This window comes from Bradyrhizobium sp. 157, assembly GCF_023073815.1.
GTDB lineage: Bacteria > Pseudomonadota > Alphaproteobacteria > Rhizobiales > Xanthobacteraceae > Bradyrhizobium.
On sequence record NZ_JADPKF010000015.1, the window covers coordinates 41,887 to 58,878 of the forward strand.

At 62.2% G+C, this 16,992-nt stretch carries 16 protein-coding genes; 10 read left to right on the plus strand and 6 right to left on the minus strand.

Going from position 1 to position 16,992, the window contains the following annotated elements:
* Positions 1-3: 3 nt before the first annotated feature.
* The 3 genes from IVA95_RS02875 to IVA95_RS02885 form a co-directional block, all read right to left on the minus strand.
* Complete coding sequence (locus IVA95_RS02875) at positions 4-1,542, minus strand: FAD-dependent oxidoreductase (protein WP_247509124.1); 1,539 nt, start codon at positions 1,540-1,542, stop codon at positions 4-6.
* A gap of 79 nt (positions 1,543-1,621) precedes the next feature.
* Positions 1,622-2,344: a DUF72 domain-containing protein gene (locus tag IVA95_RS02880; RefSeq protein WP_247509125.1), complete on the minus strand. Its 723-nt coding sequence runs from the start codon at positions 2,342-2,344 to the stop codon at positions 1,622-1,624.
* A gap of 235 nt (positions 2,345-2,579) precedes the next feature.
* Positions 2,580-2,891, minus strand: a complete 312-nt coding sequence (locus tag IVA95_RS02885; protein ID WP_213252357.1) for a hypothetical protein — start codon at positions 2,889-2,891, stop codon at positions 2,580-2,582.
* A gap of 746 nt (positions 2,892-3,637) precedes the next feature.
* On the opposite strand from IVA95_RS02885, the gene IVA95_RS02890 reads away from it, so the two are divergent.
* Positions 3,638-3,880, plus strand: a complete 243-nt coding sequence (locus tag IVA95_RS02890; RefSeq protein WP_213252356.1) for a DUF6496 domain-containing protein — start codon at positions 3,638-3,640, stop codon at positions 3,878-3,880.
* A gap of 512 nt (positions 3,881-4,392) precedes the next feature.
* On the opposite strand, the gene IVA95_RS02895 is transcribed toward IVA95_RS02890, so the two are convergent.
* Positions 4,393-4,824: a CBS domain-containing protein gene (locus tag IVA95_RS02895; RefSeq protein ID WP_213252355.1), complete on the minus strand. Its 432-nt coding sequence runs from the start codon at positions 4,822-4,824 to the stop codon at positions 4,393-4,395.
* 138 nt (positions 4,825-4,962) lie between these two features.
* Positions 4,963-5,298, minus strand: coding sequence for a hypothetical protein (locus IVA95_RS02900; RefSeq protein WP_247509126.1), 336 nt, complete (start codon positions 5,296-5,298; stop codon positions 4,963-4,965).
* 803 nt (positions 5,299-6,101) lie between these two features.
* Between IVA95_RS02900 and IVA95_RS38955 the strand changes: the two genes are divergently transcribed.
* Both IVA95_RS38955 and IVA95_RS02910 read left to right on the plus strand, forming a co-directional pair.
* Entirely contained in the window at positions 6,102-6,647 is a 546-nt protein-coding gene (locus IVA95_RS38955) for a DUF1236 domain-containing protein (protein WP_247509127.1), read from the plus strand.
* A 184-nt stretch (positions 6,648-6,831) separates the two neighbouring features.
* Positions 6,832-7,287, plus strand: a complete 456-nt coding sequence (locus IVA95_RS02910) for a host attachment family protein (protein ID WP_213252352.1) — start codon at positions 6,832-6,834, stop codon at positions 7,285-7,287.
* A 60-nt stretch (positions 7,288-7,347) separates the two neighbouring features.
* Here the strand turns inward: IVA95_RS02910 and garD are convergent, their stop codons facing one another.
* Positions 7,348-8,883, minus strand: coding sequence for a galactarate dehydratase (gene garD / locus IVA95_RS02915; protein WP_247509128.1), 1,536 nt, complete (start codon positions 8,881-8,883; stop codon positions 7,348-7,350).
* A 280-nt stretch (positions 8,884-9,163) separates the two neighbouring features.
* Here garD and IVA95_RS02920 point away from each other — a divergent pair, with 280 nt between their 5' ends.
* The 7 genes from IVA95_RS02920 (at position 9,164) to mmsB (ending at position 16,914) form a co-directional block, all read left to right on the plus strand.
* On the plus strand, positions 9,164-9,943 hold the full coding sequence (locus IVA95_RS02920) for a FadR/GntR family transcriptional regulator (protein ID WP_247509129.1): 780 nt from the start codon (positions 9,164-9,166) through the stop codon (positions 9,941-9,943).
* Positions 9,940-10,872 carry a Gfo/Idh/MocA family oxidoreductase gene (locus tag IVA95_RS02925; protein ID WP_247509130.1) on the plus strand — a complete coding sequence of 311 codons (933 nt, stop codon included), beginning with the start codon at positions 9,940-9,942 and terminating at the stop codon, positions 10,870-10,872. Before IVA95_RS02920 ends, IVA95_RS02925 begins: the two co-directional genes overlap by 4 nt.
* Positions 10,869-12,008, plus strand: coding sequence for an aldose epimerase family protein (locus tag IVA95_RS02930; RefSeq protein ID WP_247509131.1), 1,140 nt, complete (start codon positions 10,869-10,871; stop codon positions 12,006-12,008). Before IVA95_RS02925 ends, IVA95_RS02930 begins: the two co-directional genes overlap by 4 nt.
* Positions 12,009-12,022: 14 nt before the next feature.
* Positions 12,023-12,907: an SMP-30/gluconolactonase/LRE family protein gene (locus IVA95_RS02935; protein ID WP_247509185.1), complete on the plus strand. Its 885-nt coding sequence runs from the start codon at positions 12,023-12,025 to the stop codon at positions 12,905-12,907.
* A gap of 113 nt (positions 12,908-13,020) precedes the next feature.
* The gene (gene chvE, locus IVA95_RS02940; protein ID WP_276577687.1) at positions 13,021-14,094 is read left to right on the plus strand and encodes a multiple monosaccharide ABC transporter substrate-binding protein; all 1,074 of its coding nucleotides are present in this window, start codon (positions 13,021-13,023) and stop codon (positions 14,092-14,094) included.
* A gap of 79 nt (positions 14,095-14,173) precedes the next feature.
* A complete protein-coding gene (mmsA, locus tag IVA95_RS02945) occupies positions 14,174-15,736 on the plus strand; it encodes a multiple monosaccharide ABC transporter ATP-binding protein (protein ID WP_247509132.1) in 1,563 nt (520 codons plus the stop codon).
* Positions 15,733-16,914: a multiple monosaccharide ABC transporter permease gene (mmsB, locus tag IVA95_RS02950; RefSeq protein ID WP_247509133.1), complete on the plus strand. Its 1,182-nt coding sequence runs from the start codon at positions 15,733-15,735 to the stop codon at positions 16,912-16,914. The genes mmsA and mmsB overlap by 4 nt, the downstream gene beginning before the upstream one ends.
* Positions 16,915-16,992 lie beyond the last annotated feature (78 nt).

Here is a 16,992-nt window from a genome sequence, read left to right on the forward strand (position 1 = left end):
AAGCTACGGCTTATCCTCTATGTCGTGCGCGGGCAGCGGGCTTACCGCGGGAGCGTTGAGTGGTGTCCCATCGAATGCGAAGTGAGATCCGTGGCACGGGCAGTCCCAGCATGTCTCGAACGAATTCCAGTGCAGGTGGCAGCCGATATGCGTGCAAGCTGCCGAGCGGGTATACAGTTTGCCAGAGGAATCGCGATAGGCGGCGATCTTGCTGAGGGCGTGCCGTATGATGGCGCCGTGTCCGGCCTTTAAGTCGCTCACCGTGTTTAATTCGCCCGGCGCGAGATATTCGGCGAAATTCTTCACCGGGGTCAGGTTCTCTTTCAGGAAATTGCCGATGGCGGCAGGGGTCTTGCGCGAAGGTTGGTAGACCTCGGTCCATTTGGCGTCGCGACCCATGATCAATGCCGCATTGATCAGGGCGCCCACCACCCCGTGCGTCATGCCTTGGCCGGAATCGCCGGTGTGCACGTAGATATTCTCGTTCCCCGGATTCTTGCCGATGAAACCCGCATAGTCGATGGTCTCGAGAACTTGCCCTGACCAGCGGTGGGTAGCCTCCTGGGCCGCAGGGATAAGGTTGCGCGTCCAGGCTTCGAGGGCCTGAAAGCGCATCTCGGCATCGTCGGCTTCACCACTCTTGTGATCTTCACCGCCGACGATGAGGTAGTCGGTCTGCTCCTCGCCCGGCTGCAGCCGCACATAATGATAGGGATCCAGCGTGTCCCAATACAGCGCGTCCGGGACCGTTCCCTTCCGGATCGAGAATGCCATTGCATAGGTGCGATAGGGCGCCATCTTGGTGTGCAGGGCAAATCGATCCACGATCGGTGAGTTCGTCGCCACGACCGCCGCGCCGGCAACGACTTTGCCGCCGGCGGTTGAGACGACCACCTTGCCATCGTCACGCTCGTCGATGGACTCGACCACCGTGCCGGCGTGGAACGTCCCGCCCTTCGCTTCGATGATCGCGGCAAGCCCCTTCAGATATTTGAGAGGATGAAACGTGCCCTGCCGCGGGTAGCGCAACACGTGTTGTTGCTCGCAGTGAGAGAAGGGGACGCCGACCAGCCGATGGGCGGGCACGCCAACCTTGCGGGCCGCTTCAAGTTCGTCCTCGATGATTTTCGAATCGGTATTGAGCGCCTGAAAGAGATAGCCGTCGAGCCGACGGAAATCGCAATCGATGGATTCCTTGTTCTGCACCTCTTCGATGCGATCGATCGCAGCCGCCTGGCTTTCATTGAACAGACGCGAAACTTCTTCGCCGCGGAGTCTGATCATCGCTGAGATCAGATCGTCGCACGGTGAGCCGAGATGCGCCGTGGTTCGCGCCGTCATGCCGCCGGCGATATCACCGCGATCGATCACCACGACGCGTGAGCCTTCGATCGCGAGTTCGTATGCGGTGGAGATTCCTGCGATGCCTGCGCCGATGACGACGACGTCGCATTCCCTGTCGCCCTGCAGCGGTGCTGCATGGGAGGCGACCGCAACGTTCATCCACAGCGACTTGCTGCGGCGATCGGCGAAATGGCTCATCCGAAAACCCGATAAATAGTTCTAAGGGCCAACGATAGATGAACGCCTTGGTTCCCCGGTTTCGCCGCGATCAGGCGTGTCACATTAGCTCGATCAGGCGCCGGGCATCGGCCGGCGCGGCGCTCTTCTGGTCATTGTCGAAATAGACGAAGACGTCGCAGCCCTGTCTTTTCCAGGACCTGATGCGACGGGCCCAATCGGCAAGCGCGGCACCGCTATAGTGGTCCTTGTAGCGGCCTCCGGGCCCATGCCCGCGGACGTAGACGAAATCGGCGGTGCGCTTCCATGGTGCCGGCGCGTCATGATGGTCGGAAATGCAAAGCGAGATGTTTTGCTCGCGCAGCAGCCGGGTGATCCTGGGCTCGTACCAGCTCGGATGCCTGAATTCGAAGCTGTACCGGCGTTTCTTCGAGAGCAGCTTGAAGAACGAGGCAAGCCGGTCGGCGTTGGCCTGGAAATTCGGTGGTAGCTGAAACAGCACCGGTCCCGCCTTCCTGCCGAGCAGGGAGAGGCGGCTTTCGAGCAGCTCGAGGCTGTTGACCGAATTCTCCGAGAGCCGCTTCCAATGCGTGATGAATTTGGATGCCTTCCAGGCGAATACAAAATCGCTTCCCGTCTGCGCGCGCCAGCCCTTTACCGCCTCCGGCGTCGGCGTCCGGTAAAACACCCCGTTCAATTCGGTCGTCGGGAATTGACCGGCGTAGAATTTCAATTGCTCCTTGAGCGGCAGTCCCTTGGGAAAAAACGGTCCGCGCCAGGAATCGTAGTGCCAACCCGACGTGCCGATCAGGACGCGCGGCATGGCATCACGGCTTCAGGACGACCTTGGTGCAGCCGTCCTTCTCGTGCTCGCAGCAAACGTCGCCGTTGCGATGCCGCGCCAGCGCTTTCATTCCAAACCCCTCCGCATCAGTTGATGATGAGAATGATCGGCGAGGCTGAGTTGTTCCGGCATCTGATCAGCGTGAGGAACAGGACGGCAGAGGTAACTGCAGAGGAGTGGCTGCAGCCATTCGAAAATGAGACCTGAGTGAATATCAGGCGCGGTCCGGCGCCTCTTCTAGGTCGTCCAGCTCCACGAGAAAGGCCAGCAGCAATTCTTCCTGCGGCTGCGCGGCATCCCGTGCGGCTTCCCGGTACATGGCGATTTCGTTCTCGGTCGAGCGTCGGGCCCGGAGCCGCGCCTTGCCATCCCATAGAGGTGCACCGTTCGACATCAGGCCGGCTATGTCCTCACGCAGCCAATGCTCATGACAAAGCTGCTGGGATTCCCGCAAGTTCTTGGCTTCGAAAGCGAGGGTGGGTCTTCCGCCGATGTCCAGGGTAAAAATCGCGGGCAGCAACGTCATTCACTTCAAGCCATATGTCTGATCAAGAGGCCGACCGCACTGAAGGCCACAAGTGCGCAGGACACTCCGATCCGCATCACAATCCGCCTCAGGTTCATGCCGGCGGCCTGATGTTGTCTGTCAGGCGGTTCAGTTCTTCTGAATCGAGCGGATCTGCAACGAACCTGATTTCGGTGGCGTTACATTTTGCGCATTCGAAGGTTCGCTTTTCGGAACGGTCGGCGCCGGAGACAACGTTGGCCAATCGCATTCGAGTCAGACATCTGACGCAACGCGGACATTCGATGGGTAGGAGGGCGGCGAGCATCTGGCTAACCTCGTTGCGAAGATTAACCTGCCGACGAGTTATCGTCTGTCGGATCCCTGACATATATTTTGCGGCAACGCGGCGCGAAACGCAGGAGAATCTCCTGCAGTGCGAAACGCGACCAAACCTGCCGTGGCGATCGAAGCAGGGTGCAATGGAACCAGAGGGAGTATCGCTGATTGATACGGAGCTGTTGCGGCGAGCCGGCAACAGAAACAAAGTGCTCGCTGCTCGAAGGTCACGGGTCATCCGAAAATTGAAGGAGTGGGCGGACGGGATGCTTCCGACACTGCGCCATCATCTCGAAATGGCGCGGGATATGGCAGCAGGAACGACCGTCGGGAAGCATTAGTTAGAAGGTCGATTGCCGACATGAGTCGCACGGAGCGCCGGTAGCGCGGCGTCCCGTGCGTACTGTTGAATAGCGAGGACTAGCAAGATGGCGAAGAAAGCGAAGAAGCGAAAATATTCAAAGGGCGCATCGAAGAAAGTCGGCCGCGCCATGAAGAAGCGCAAATCCGGTACGTTGAAGAGCGGCCGATCGGGCAAGAAGGTAAAGAGCAGGAAACAGGCGATCGCAATCGGCCTCTCCGAAGCCCGAAGGGAGGGCGCCAAGGTGCCCAAGAAGTCGAGCAAGAAGCGTTCGAGCAAGAGTTCTAAGAAGCGCGGGCGGAAGTCCTGAGGGCTCAGTCCGACCGGGCTAGATCGGCGGCCGGATAGGCCACCATCCAGTCGTCAAGCCATTCATCTCCGGAGTCGTCGAGCGCGCGAAATCGATAACGCTCAAGATTTCGAGGCGGCGAGATCTTGCGGTACCGCGGGAAGGTTGGTCTGGATATCAGTGTCATCGCTCATCGCCGCTCCGCCGGCGTTTCCCGGCCCCGAATGATGAGCTTTAGAACGGCGAGCGGCTGAGCGGGGTTCCTGCGATCTCATAAAAACAGACAGCGGCGCCACGCCAGCGGCAGCTGACCGTTGGAGGCGGGAACGCGACGGCTACCATTCCGAGCGGAATTTGTTCCTGCGACTTGGTCAAGAGCTCCTCGCCTCCATGACGTCGGTCGTTATCCCGATCCTAGTCAGGAGCGCGCGATGGCCTCGCCGATTCCGGAGCCGTACCGGTGTCACGAGCCGGTGTCACGAGGCGGCCTTCTTTTCAAGAGCGGTCCCCTCGTCTACGGAATGGCCCGCAGATCAAACCTGCGCGTGCTGCCCGCCGGGACGTGAAATTCGGCTTAACGCCGCGCCCGTCCCGTTGCCGCCTTGCACCAGCGCAATATCGCCCAGCGCAATGATGCCGACGAGCCGCTTGTCGCGATTGAGCACGGGCAGGCGACGGACCTGGATGTCACCCATGTTGGCGCACACCTCGTCGAGATCCTGGTCTTCGTAGCAATACTTGACGTCGGCCGTCATCACGTCACCGACCCGCGCCTCCGGGCCTCGGCCCATGCCGATCCCGCGGATCGCGATATCGCGGTCGGAGATCATGCCGACAAGGCGTTCATTGTCCGTTACCGGGAGCAACCCGACACCGAGTGCCGCCATGGCCTGCGAGGCGTCTCTTAACGTGTCATCGGGAGTGCAGAGTTGAACCTCGGGTGTCATCACATCGGAAACTTTCATGTGAACCTCTCCGCTTGCCGGTTCTTCACCCGCTAACAGGTATGTCGGATCGCCGTTCCAGTAGGTGCATGAAATTCCAACAGCGGTGGAGAGACCTCAGACGAGCCCGAAGTCTCTCCTCGTCTCTCCTCGTTTGTCCTACCAGCGGTGGCTGTCCACGCCGACGCCCACGCTTACGCCAGGTGCCCGGAAACCAACGCCGGCACGCGGCCCGTCGTCCCAATCGCGATCGCGATAGTAGTGTCGACGCTCGATATATCGCTCGCGCGGCGCATAGGCATATGAATCGCGAACGATCACGCGGCTGCCGCGGCGGGTGCGATAGCAGCGCCCATCATCGTCACAGACCATGCGGACCTGCTGTATCAGGTCGGAGTTCGAATATTCGTTCTCAGTGTAGATGTCAGACGCATTTGCGCTGCCGGCCAGGAGCGCGCCCGCGCCGGCCAACAGGCCGATCGCAATCTTCCTCATAAGTTCCTCCTCGTTCGAATGCTGCCCGCGGGCTCAAAGCGTCGCATCCACTTTGGTTCCGGGAGCTAAATCAATGAGGAGCAAGTTCCGGTAGACCCGTCGGCCGGAACAGCGCGTAGCCATGCAGAGTTATTCGTTAAAAACACACAATCTTCCAAGAACGGAACAAGGAGCGGAACATGAAACAAAGCCTGTTAGGCGGCGCCATCGCCGCACTAATGCTGGGCACAAGCGCATTCGCGCAATCGCCAAGTGATCAGCAGAGAACAAACCCGCCGGCGGCGCAAAGCCAGTCTCCCAGGGCGGCGCCATCACCCGCGACACCTCAGAACAACCAAAGCGACAGGTCGGACGCGCAGAAACCGCCGACCAATGCCACAGCAGACTCGCCACGTCCGCAGGCCCAGTCAAACCAGCCTGGCGCGGCGTCTCAGAATCAGTCGGGCGCGGCGTCTCAGGCGAGATCCGATGGCAGTTCAGCCAATCCGCCTGCGCAGCAGCAACAGCAGGCTCAGCAACCATCGCAGCAGCCATCACAGGCGCAATCCGCCCAGCAACCGGGCTCGTCTTCACAGCAGCCCTCGCAGGCGCAGACCAACACAGCGCCGCCGGCCAACGACCAGTCGACAAGCACGCAACGATCGACCGGTCCGGCCAATACGTCTAACGATGCGACGAAGAGCGGGACTGCGCAGCCTTCGACCAATACGGCGGCTCAGCCTTCGAACACGCAGACCAACACCGCGCAGTCGCAGACAAACGTCAACGTCTCGGCCAATCTATCGGAAAGTCAGCGTACCCGCGTGAGCACGTCAATCAGCCGGCTGAACGTCAAGCCGGTGACCAATGCGAATTTCTCATTGTCGGTGGGCACCGTCGTCCCCCGTGATGTGCATTTCGAGCCGCTACCGGCTGAAGTTGTCGAAGTGATGCCGCAATACCGCGGCTATAACTTCATCCTGGTTCGCGAGGACATCGTGATCGTCGATCCCGCGACCTACAAGATTGTCGACGTGCTGCCGCGGGGCGGCCAATCGACCGCGGCGGCCCCGGCACCGCGCAAGCAGACCTTCTCGGACAGCGACAGGGCGGTTATCCGCAAACACGCGCGTTCGTCGAGGACGGAGCAGCGTTCGACCAGAACCGAGCAGCGCACCACGGGCAGCGCCGCTTCCACGCGCGTGCGCGTCGGCGACCGCCTGCCGGACTCGGTCGAGATAAGATCGTTCCCGGACGAGGTATATCGGGAATCTCCGCGGCTGCGTGAGTATCGCTACATTGAGCGAGATGATCGGATGTATATCATCGAGCCCGGCGAGCGCCTGATCATCGAGGAAATCGAAGACTGATATCTAAGGGGGAGGCGGTCCGAAGGCCGCCTCTCCGTCGCATATCGCCGCGAACGATCATGGTGCTTTTCCTGACTTTCGATGTGAGTGTAACGTGGGACCCACCAGGCCGGCTGCGAGGTTTCATTGCTCCGCAGGCAACCTCACGGCGGCTCGTGCGTTGGCCCACATGGAGCAACGATAAATGGCCACCGAAACCAAACCCCGCATTCCTCACAACACGCTCGTTCTCATCGGCGACGGCCAAAAGGCCCTCTTTCTACGCAACAAAGGCACCCCGCAGCAGCTCAGTCTGGAGGTGGAGCACGTGCTCGAGCAGGAAAATCCGGCGACGCGCGAGCAGGGAACCGATCGTCCCGGGCGGTCCATCCAGAGTGTCGGCACGGCGCGAAGCGCAATGGAGCAAGCCGACTGGCATTATATCGCCGAAGAGCGGTTCGCTGGCACCATTGCGGATGCGCTCTATCGTCTTGCCCACGGCAATCGCTTCGACAAATTGGTTGTAGTTGCGCCCGCGAAAGTTCTGGGCAATCTGCGACAGGCTTATCATGCTGAAGTGGCAGAGCGGATCGTAGGCGAGATTCCGAAGCAATTAACTTCCCATCCGATCCCCGACATCGAAAGGCTGATGGCGGCTTAGCCGCTCACAGTCGCCGCATCTCGCGGCGGCCGCAGTTCAGGCATCTTGCCTTGCATCTGGTCAGGTCACGGGACCGGGATTGAACAGGGCGAGCGCGTTGGTCAGCTTCCAGTGCTCAGCCCAGGTCTCGCGGCCGCTCGCCACGTCGAGGATCAGGCGGAATATCTCCCAGCCGACGTCTTCGATCGTCGCATCGCCGGTTGCGATGCTGCCGGCGTCGACGTCGATCAAGTCGTGCCAGCGCTGCTTCAGCTCGCTGCGCGTCGACACCTTGATGACCGGCACGGCGGCAAGTCCATAGGGCGTGCCGCGGCCGGTGGTGAAGATGTGCAGCGTCATGCCCGACGCCAATTGCAGCGTACCGCAGACAAAATCGCTTGCCGGTGTCGCCGCAAAAATCAGTCCTTTTTGGCTGACACGTTCGCCCGGCGCCAGCACGCCCGCGATCGGGCTGGTGCCGGACTTGATTACCGAGCCCATCGCCTTCTCGACGATGTTGGAGAGACCGCCCTTCTTGTTGCCCGGCGTGGTATTGGCGCTGCGGTCGGCTTCGCCGCCGGCGAGATAGCGGTCGTACCAGGCCATCTCGCGCACCAGCGCGTCGGCTACATCCTGGTTCGCTGCGCGCGGCGTCAAGAGATGGATCGCATCGCGCACCTCCGTCACTTCGGAAAACATCACGGTGGCGCCGGCGCGCACCAGCAGGTCCGCAGCAAAACCCAGCGCAGGATTGGCAGTGACACCCGAGAAGGCATCGCTGCCGCCGCATTGCATGCCGACCACCAGCGCTGAAGCGGGGCAGGTTTCACGGCGGCGCCGGTTCAAAATCTTGAGGCGTGCATCGGCCATCTGCACGATGTCCTCGACGATCTCGCCGAAACCGGTGAGGCCTTCGTCCTGCATGCGCATGATTTCGTCGTCGGCGCTCATCCCCTCGGGCAGCAGCAGTTCGGGCTGCAGCTTCTCGCAGCCGAGGCCAACGATCATCACCTCGCCGCCGAAATTGGGATTGCGCGCCAGGTTCTGCAGCGTGCGGATCGGCACCGCGGCGCCCGGCGCGTTGATCGCGACTCCGCAGCCATAGGCATGCGTGACCGCCACCACGTCGTCGACGTTGGGATATTTCGGCAACAGCTCCTTGCGAATCCGCTGCAGTGCGAACTCGACCGTGCCGGCGACGCATTGCACGCTGGTCGAGATCGCGAGGATGTTGCGGGTGCCGACCGAACCGTCGGCATTGCGATAGCCTTCGAACGTGTACCCTTCCAGCGGCGGCAGCCGGATCGCGCCGCCGTTCGGCTTAGGCAGGTTGTCGAACGAGGGCGCGTCGGGCATCTGTACCAGCGATTCCTTGACCCAGCTGCCCCGGGCGATGGGCGCTGCGGCATGGCCGATGACCTCGCCGTAGCGGCGAATGGCTTCGCCTTCTCCGATATCGGCGAGGGCAACCTTGTGGCCTTGCGGGATCTGTTCGATCAGCCGCAAACCGCACGAGAACTCAGCGCCCGGATGCAGACCTCCGCGGTTCGCGACGATCGCGACATTATCGTCCGCGTGCATGCGGATGTAGAGCGGTTTCGCGGTGGCGGGCTGCATATGGAATCCTTGTTCTCGGGCGGCATCAGGCGACGCGTAACTGCGCCGCATGACTGAGGCAATCAAGGTCAAAGCCGCCCAAGCGATCAAGCTGCCATCAGAAAAATAAGCCGGCGCTTGGGCATATGCAGAAGCCGGCGCCGGTCGCACTTAGAAACCAATAGTAAAATAATATTACTAGTCAGGGAGGCCGATCCGTGGAATTATTACCAGCCTCGCAGGTCAATTGAAGGGTGAAAGGTGCCTTGATACCAATCTCCAAGTCAGGAGTCCTCAAACCATGACGTCCCGTCTTGTCGTCATCCCGACGCGGCGCGCGCATTCCAATCACGCCGAGGTCGCCCGCAGCATCGGCGTCGACATCATCGCCGGACGCTACGCCGAAGGCGGCCGCCTGCCGGGTGACGCCGAGCTCACGGCGATGTTCGGGGTTTCCCGGCCGGTGTTGCGCGAGAGCGTCAAGACCCTGGTCGCGAAGGGGCTGCTCACCACCAAGGCGCGGGTCGGCACGGTGGTGCGTGAGCGCGGCGCCTGGAATATGTTCGATGCCGACGTGCTGGCCTGGCATCTCGATGCCGGCATCGATCGGCGCTTTCTCAACGATCTCGCCGAGATCCGGCTTGCGGTTGAGCCGCGGGCGGCTGCGCTCGCCGCTAGCCGCCGCTCGGAGGCCGACATCGCCGAACTCAATCGGAGCATGGAGCGGATGCGGCGTGAAGCCTCCGACTCCGTCGGCTTTGCCGACGGCGATCTTGCCCTGCATCTCGCTGTCGCCAACGCTTCCGGCAATTTGTTCATGCGCTCGATCGGCAACGTCATCGAGGCGGCGTTGCGCGCTTCGTTCCTGCTCAGCGCCCCGGTCGAAACGCAGGACCGCGAGACGGTGCTGCTGTGGCATCAGCGCATCGTCGATGCGATCGCCACCGGCGATGCCGAGGCGGCCACCGCGGCCATGACCGAGGTGATCCACAACGGATTGCGCCGTCATGAGGGCTTTTCGCCATTGTCCGGCGCCGCGCCTGCGATTCCCGCAGCGGTCGAGCCTGGGGAGCAATCATGAACCCGCTTCGCGTCGCCATCGTCGGCTTCGGCAAGATCGCGCGCGACCAGCACGTGCCGGCGATTGCTGCAACCGCCGGCGTGGAGCTGGTTGCCGTCGCCAGCCGCAATGCCTCGCTTCCCGGCGTGCCGCATGCGGCGACGCTCGATGAGTTGTTGCGCGACGGTCCAGCAATCGACGCGGTGGCGCTGTGCACCCCGCCGCAGGTTCGTCACGCGCAGGCCGCGACGGCGCTGGCGGCGGGCAAGCATGTGATGCTGGAAAAGCCACCGGGCGCCACGGTGGCTGAAATCAATCCGCTCGTGACCGCCGCGAGGACCGTGCAACGCACGCTGTTCGCCACGTGGCATTCGCGCTTCGCTCCGGCGGTCGAGCCAGCGCGGCAATTGCTGGCCGGCCGGAAGATCACTGCTGTCAAAATTACCTGGAAGGAAGACGTGCGGGTCTGGCATCCCGGACAGGCCTGGATCTTTGAGCCAGGTGGGCTCGGCGTGTTCGATCCCGGCATCAACGCGCTTTCGATCCTGACGCGTATTTTGCCGCAGCCATTGTTCGTGACCTCGGCCGATCTGGCGTTCCCCGCCAATCGCGACGCCCCGATCGCTGCGACCCTTGCGCTCAGTGACGCGCAGGGGCTGAAGATCACGGCCGAATTCGACTTCCGCCAGACTGGCCCGCAAAGCTGGGACATTGATCTCGATACCGACGGCGGTTCCGTCACCTTGTCCATGGGCGGGGCAAGGTTAAGGGAAGGGGGCAAACAACTCGTCGATGCCGCGGACGCCGAATATGCTGGCCTCTATCATCGCTTTCGCGAACTCGCTGCAACCGGCGACTGCGACGTCGATCTTGCGCCGCTGCAACTCGTCGCCGACGCGTTCTTGCTGGGGCGCCGCCGCACGGTTGAGCCATTCGAGGACGAGACATGAACACGCCGTCCGCCCCGCGCGTGGCGCGCTCCCGCTTCGGAGTCCTGCCTGACGGCAGCGAAGTCGAGCGCGTCGTCTTGCAGGCGGCGGATGGACTGGAAGCACGCATCATTACCTATGGTGCAAGCCTGCAGGCCTTGCTGGTGCCGGATGTCTCCGGACGACGCGACGACATCGTGCTCGGTCATGACGCCTTCGAGGGATATCTCGCCCGGCGGCAGTTCTTCGGCGCCACTGTCGGGCGGTACGCCAACCGTATCGCCGGCGCGCGCTTTGTGCTCGATGGCACTGAGGTGCAGCTCGCGGCCAACAATGGCCCCAATGCGTTGCATGGCGGACTTGAGGGCTTCGATCGTCGCAACTGGCGGATTGTTGGGATCGAGGAGGGAGACTGTCCGGCCGTGACGCTCGCCTACACCAGCGCCGATGGTGAGGAGGGATATCCCGGCGCGCTCGGCGTAGAGGTGACCTGGCGTCTCACCAGGCCGATGGAACTCTCTCTCGACATGACGGCGCGGACCGATCGTCCCACCATGGTCAATCTCACCAATCACAGCTTTTTCAATCTGTCCGGTGCGTGCTCCGGCCGGAACATTCTTGATCATCACCTCACCGTGGCGGCGGATCATTTCCTCGCCATCGATGCGGAGGCGATCCCGCTGCCCGAGCCGCCTTGTGCGGTGGAGGGTACGCCGTTCGATTTCCGCGCCGGTGTCGAGATCGGGGCGCGGATCCGCAACGACCATCCGCAACTGCGCGTGGGCCGCGGCTACGATCACAATTTCTGCCTCGCGCCGCCAAGCGGCGAGCCTCGCTTCGCCGCGCGGCTCGCAGCGCCAACGTCCGGCCGCGTGCTCGAACTGCTCACCAACCAGCCGGGCCTGCAGGTCTATTCCGGAAACTTTCTCGACGGCTCGACAGCTGGAAAGGGTGGCCGCCTCTATCGCCAGTCCGATGCCATCTGCCTCGAGCCGCACGCGTGGCCCAATACGCCCAATCGGCCGGACTTCCCGACGGCACGGCTTTCGCCGGGCGAGATCTATCGCCACTCCACGCTGTATCACTTCACGCATGCGATCCCCGGCGCAATCGGGACACAATCCGCGGTAGAGTTGCCCGGGGAGAGCGGGCGATGATCGGTGGTCACAAGATGGAGGAGGTGCCGACCACCGTTCTCTGCAGCGAGCGGTGCCATCTTGGCGAGGGGTCGACCTACGACGCCGCCACCGATACCGCCTGGTGGTTCGATATCGTCGAACGCCGGCTGTTCGAGGCGCGGCTCGACACCAGGCGGACCACCATCCATTCCCTCCGTGTGATGGGCAGCGCGCTTGGACGGATCGATGCGCATCGGCAGTTGCTCGTCGCGGATGACGGTCTCTATGTCCGCGATACCGCGGATGGGCGAATGACGCTGTACCATTCGCTCGAAGCCGACAATGCCGCGACGCGTTCGAACGATGCCCGCGTTCATCCGTCCGGCACATTCTGGATCGGCACCATGGGCCGCCAGGCAGAGCGGGGGCTGGGTGCCATCTATGCGCTGCATCGCGGTGAGCTGTCGCGCCTCTACGATCAAATCACGATCCCGAATGCGATCTGCTTCTCGCCGGACGGGACTATCGGTTATTTCGCTGACACACGGGAGAATGTGCTGTTCCGCGTCGATCTCGATGCGGCGACCGGCCTGCCGTGCGGCGAGCCGAGCGCGCTGGTTACCCGCCGGAGCGGCGGCGGCATCGATGGCGCGGTGGTCGATGCCGACGGGCTGATCTGGAACGCGCGCTGGGGTGGCGGCTGCATTGACGTCTACAGCCCGCAAGGCGAGCATCTGCGCAGTCTCCGCGTTCCGGCACGGCAATCGAGTTGTCCCGCTTTTGTCGGCCAAGATTTTTCGCGCCTGCTCGTTACCTCGGCCTGGCAGAGGATGGGGGAGGACGCGAAACGCGCCGATCCCGATCACGGCCGCACCTTCGTACTCGATGTCGCAGCGCGTGGCCGCCCTGAACCAGACGTCAAACTAGCAACGGGTTGATGGAGGAAGACGAGCCGCGGCACAAACGCGCAGAACGGCCGAGTTTTAAGAACCGCATCCAGCGGTCCGACAATCCAGGAATCACAGATCCTCGATGATCAAGGGAGTGAAGCATGACTAGTCTGAAGACAACATTGTCGGCCGTGGCGCTGGCAGCAACTATGGCCGCAACAGCGGTGACTGGCGCGTTCGCGCAAAGCAAGGGCACCGTCGGCATCGCGATGCCGACCAAATCGTCGGCGCGCTGGATCGACGACGGCAACAACATCGTCAAGATCCTCAAAGAGCGCGGCTACGGCACCGACCTGCAATATGCCGAGGACGACATTCCGAACCAGCTCTCGCAGGTCGAGAACATGGTCACCAAGGGCGCCAAGGTGCTGGTGATCGCGGCGATCGACGGCACCACACTGTCCGACGTGTTGAAGCAGGCCAAGGCCAAGGGAATCATCGTGATCGCCTATGACCGCTTGATCCGCGACACGCCCAATGTCGACTACTATGCCACGTTCGACAACTTCCAGGTCGGCGTGCTGCAGGCCCAATCGATCGAGCAGGGGCTTGGCTTGAAGGAAGGCAAGGGGCCGTTCAACATCGAACTGTTCGGCGGCTCGCCGGACGACAACAACGCCTACTTCTTCTACAATGGCTCGATGTCGGTGCTGCAGCCCTACATCGACAGCGGCAAGCTGGTGATTGGCAGCGGCCAGAAGGGCATGGACAAGGTCTCGACGCTGCGCTGGGACGGCGCCACCGCCCAGGCACGAATGGACAATTTGCTGAGCGCTTTCTACGGCCGCAAGCGGGTCGATGCGGTGCTCTCGCCCTATGACGGCCTTTCCATCGGCATTCTCTCGTCGCTGAAGGGCGTCGGCTACGGCAGCGGCAACATGCCGATGCCGATCGTCACCGGCCAGGATGCCGAGGTGCCGTCGATCAAATCGATGCTGCGCGGCGAGCAGTATTCGACCATCTTCAAGGACACCCGCGATCTTGCCCGCGTCACCGCCGACATGGTGGACGCGGCCCTCAGCGGCAAGGAAGTGACCGTCAACGACACCAAGACCTACAACAATGGCGTCAAGGTGGTACCTTCCTATCTCCTGAAGCCCGTCGTTGTCGACAAGAGCAACTGGGAGAAGGTGCTGATCGCGAGCGGCTACTACAAGCGTTCGCAGATCGACTAAAAAAGAGGATGGCGGCGCCGGTCATCGCCGGCGCCGCCACCTGCCTGTATCCGACCGCAGATAAGGATGCGATGGCGCGATGACCGCAATTCTCGAAATGCGCGGCGTAAGCAAGAGCTTTGCCGGTGTGCAGGCCCTGCGCGATGTCAACTTCACGGTGGAGGCGGGGCAGATCCATGCGCTGGTCGGCGAGAACGGCGCCGGCAAGTCGACCTTGATGAAGGTTCTCAGCGGCGTTTATCCCCATGGCGACTACGAAGGCAGCATCATCTTCGACGGCGAGGAGCGGCGCTTTCGCGACGTCAACGCTTCAGAGGCGCTTGGCATCATCATCATTCACCAGGAACTGGCGCTGATTCCTTTGATGTCGATCGCGGAGAACATCTTCCTGTCTCATCCGCCTCAGCGTCTCGGCGTGATCGATCGCGACACGGTCTATCGCCGGACCCAGGAACTGCTCGCTCAGGTCGGCCTCACCGAGATGCCCGATACGCTGGTGACCGACCTCGGCGTCGGCAAGCAGCAATTGGTGGAAATCGCCAAGGCGCTATCCAAGAGGGTGCGATTACTCATCCTCGACGAGCCGACTGCCAGCCTGAACGAGAACGATAGCGCGGCGCTATTGGATCGCCTCCTTGCGTTCCGCGCGCAGGGCATCGCCTCGATCCTGATCTCGCACAAATTATCCGAGGTCGCGCGCGTCGCCGACCGGATCACGGTGCTGCGCGACGGCCGTACGGTCGACAGCATCGATTGCCGGGCCGAGCCGGTGGAAGAGGACCGGATCATCCGCAGCATGGTCAATCGCGACCTGGCGCATCGCTTTCCGCAACGCACCGCCACGATCGGCGAACCGGTTTTCGCCGTGCAGGACTGGACGGTGCATCACCCGCTTCACAGGGACCGCAGGGTGATCAAGGGCGTGGATTTCGAGGTCCGGCGCGGCGAGGTGGTCGGGATCGCCGGCCTGATGGGCGCCGGCCGTACCGAATTCGCCATGAGCCTGTTCGGTCGCGCTTGGGGTGAAAAGATCAGCGGCCGCGTCTGGCTCGATGGAAGGGAAGTCAACCTGTCGAGCGTGGCGGCGGCGATCGACGCCGGCCTCGCTTACGTCACCGAGGACCGCAAGCAGCTCGGCCTGATTCTCGATTCCGACGTCCGCAAGAACATCACGCTGGCGAGCCTTGGCCGCGTGGCGCGGCAGGGCAGGATCGATGACATGTCCGAGCTGCGTGTCGCGAGCGAGTACCGTAACCGCATGCGGATTCGCTGTTCCGACGTCTATCAGGAGACCGGCCAGCTCTCCGGCGGCAACCAGCAGAAGGTGGTGCTGTCGAAATGGCTGATGACCGATCCGAAAGTATTAATCCTCGACGAGCCTACGCGCGGCATCGATGTCGGGGCAAAATACGAAATCTATTGTATCATCAACGAGCTGGCCGAGACAGGCAAAGGGGTAGTGATGATCTCGTCGGAGATGCCGGAGCTGCTCGGCGTCTGTGACCGCATCTGCGTGATGAATGACGGCACCCTTGTCGGAGAATTCACCGCCGCAGAAGCCACCCAGGAAAGGATCATGCGCGCCATCATGCGCAACAAGGAAATCGACAAGAAGGTACTTCAGGGAGACTTGCGGCCATGACCGACAAGACGGTTGCGCTGCCCGGGCACGCCGGCTTCATCAAGAACAATTTGCGCAACTACGGTATGCTGCTGTCGCTATTCGCGATCATGCTGTTCTTCCAGGTCATGACCGACGGCACGCTGCTGCAGCCGCTGAACCTGACCAATCTGGTGCTGCAGAACAGCTATATAGTGATTATGGCGCTCGGCATGCTCTTGATCATCGTCACCGGCCACATCGACCTGTCGGTCGGCTCGGTGGCGGGCTTCGTCGGCGCGGTCGCTGCCGTGTTGATGGTGCGCTACCACGTTGCCTATCCGTTGGCCTTCATCGCCTGCCTGCTCGTTGGCGCGCTGATCGGCGCCGCGCAGGGTTATTGGGTCGCCTATTTCAAAATACCATCCTTTATCGTCACGCTGGCCGGCATGCTGGTGTTCAAGGGACTTGCGCTCGCCATCCTGGCGGGTCAATCGGTCGGGCCGTTTCCGCCGACCTTCCAGAAACTGTCCTCGGGCTTTATCCCGGAACTGTTTCCCGGCGCCGGCACGCTTTATCCGACCTCGCTGTTGATCGGTGCGGTATTGGCGGTGGCCCTGGTCTATACCAGCGCCAAGAGCCGCGCGCGGCAGGCCTCGCACGGCATCGAGGTCGAGCCGTTTGGTTTCTTCGTTGCCAAGAGCGCGGTGCTGTTCGCTGTGATCGTGTTCTTCGCCGGCCTGATCGCCTCGCATCGCGGCCTGCCCAACGTGCTGGTGATCATGACGGCGCTGATCGCGCTCTATGGCTTCGTCACCACCCGCACCGTGATCGGCCGCCAGATCTATGCCATCGGCGGCAACGCCAGGGCCGCCAGCCTGTCCGGTATCAAGACCGAACGGCTGACGTTTCTGACCTTCGTCAACATGGGCGTGCTGGCGGCTCTCGCCGGCCTCGTGTTCGCGGCGCGGCTCAATACGGCGACGCCAAAGGCCGGCGCCGGCTTCGAACTCGACGTCATCGCCGCCTGTTTCATCGGCGGGGCGTCCGCCTATGGCGGCGTCGGCAAGGTCGGCGGCGCCGTGATCGGGGCCATGATCATGGGCGTCATGAACAACGGCATGTCGATCCTCGGCATCGGCATCGACTATCAGCAGGTGATCAAAGGGCTGGTGCTGCTAGGTGCGGTCTGCCTTGACGTCTATAACCAGCGGCGATAGGGGGGCGGGCTAGAGCAGGATGAGATTAGGTTGGGCCGTGACGACGGATCATCTCGTGCCCCGGACGCAAGTGGCGGT

Excerpts from the sequence above, each read along its gene's own strand:
- IVA95_RS02920 (WP_247509129.1), top strand. The coding sequence starts at position 9,164 with ATGACGTCCCGTCTTGTCGTCATCCCGACGCGGCGCGCGCATTCCAAT.
- IVA95_RS02900 (WP_247509126.1), bottom strand. The coding sequence starts at position 5,298 with ATGAGGAAGATTGCGATCGGCCTGTTGGCCGGCGCGGGCGCGCTCCTG.
- IVA95_RS02910 (WP_213252352.1), top strand. The coding sequence starts at position 6,832 with ATGGCCACCGAAACCAAACCCCGCATTCCTCACAACACGCTCGTTCTC.
- mmsB (WP_247509133.1), top strand. The coding sequence starts at position 15,733 with ATGACCGACAAGACGGTTGCGCTGCCCGGGCACGCCGGCTTCATCAAG.
- IVA95_RS02885 (WP_213252357.1), bottom strand. The coding sequence starts at position 2,891 with ATGACGTTGCTGCCCGCGATTTTTACCCTGGACATCGGCGGAAGACCC.
- IVA95_RS02935 (WP_247509185.1), top strand. The coding sequence starts at position 12,023 with ATGGAGGAGGTGCCGACCACCGTTCTCTGCAGCGAGCGGTGCCATCTT.
- chvE (WP_276577687.1), top strand. The coding sequence starts at position 13,021 with ATGACTAGTCTGAAGACAACATTGTCGGCCGTGGCGCTGGCAGCAACT.
- IVA95_RS02890 (WP_213252356.1), top strand. The coding sequence starts at position 3,638 with ATGGCGAAGAAAGCGAAGAAGCGAAAATATTCAAAGGGCGCATCGAAG.
- garD (WP_247509128.1), bottom strand. The coding sequence starts at position 8,883 with ATGCAGCCCGCCACCGCGAAACCGCTCTACATCCGCATGCACGCGGAC.
- IVA95_RS02925 (WP_247509130.1), top strand. The coding sequence starts at position 9,940 with ATGAACCCGCTTCGCGTCGCCATCGTCGGCTTCGGCAAGATCGCGCGC.
- IVA95_RS02875 (WP_247509124.1), bottom strand. The coding sequence starts at position 1,542 with ATGAGCCATTTCGCCGATCGCCGCAGCAAGTCGCTGTGGATGAACGTT.
- IVA95_RS02895 (WP_213252355.1), bottom strand. The coding sequence starts at position 4,824 with ATGAAAGTTTCCGATGTGATGACACCCGAGGTTCAACTCTGCACTCCC.
- IVA95_RS02880 (WP_247509125.1), bottom strand. The coding sequence starts at position 2,344 with ATGCCGCGCGTCCTGATCGGCACGTCGGGTTGGCACTACGATTCCTGG.
- mmsA (WP_247509132.1), top strand. The coding sequence starts at position 14,174 with ATGACCGCAATTCTCGAAATGCGCGGCGTAAGCAAGAGCTTTGCCGGT.
- IVA95_RS02930 (WP_247509131.1), top strand. The coding sequence starts at position 10,869 with ATGAACACGCCGTCCGCCCCGCGCGTGGCGCGCTCCCGCTTCGGAGTC.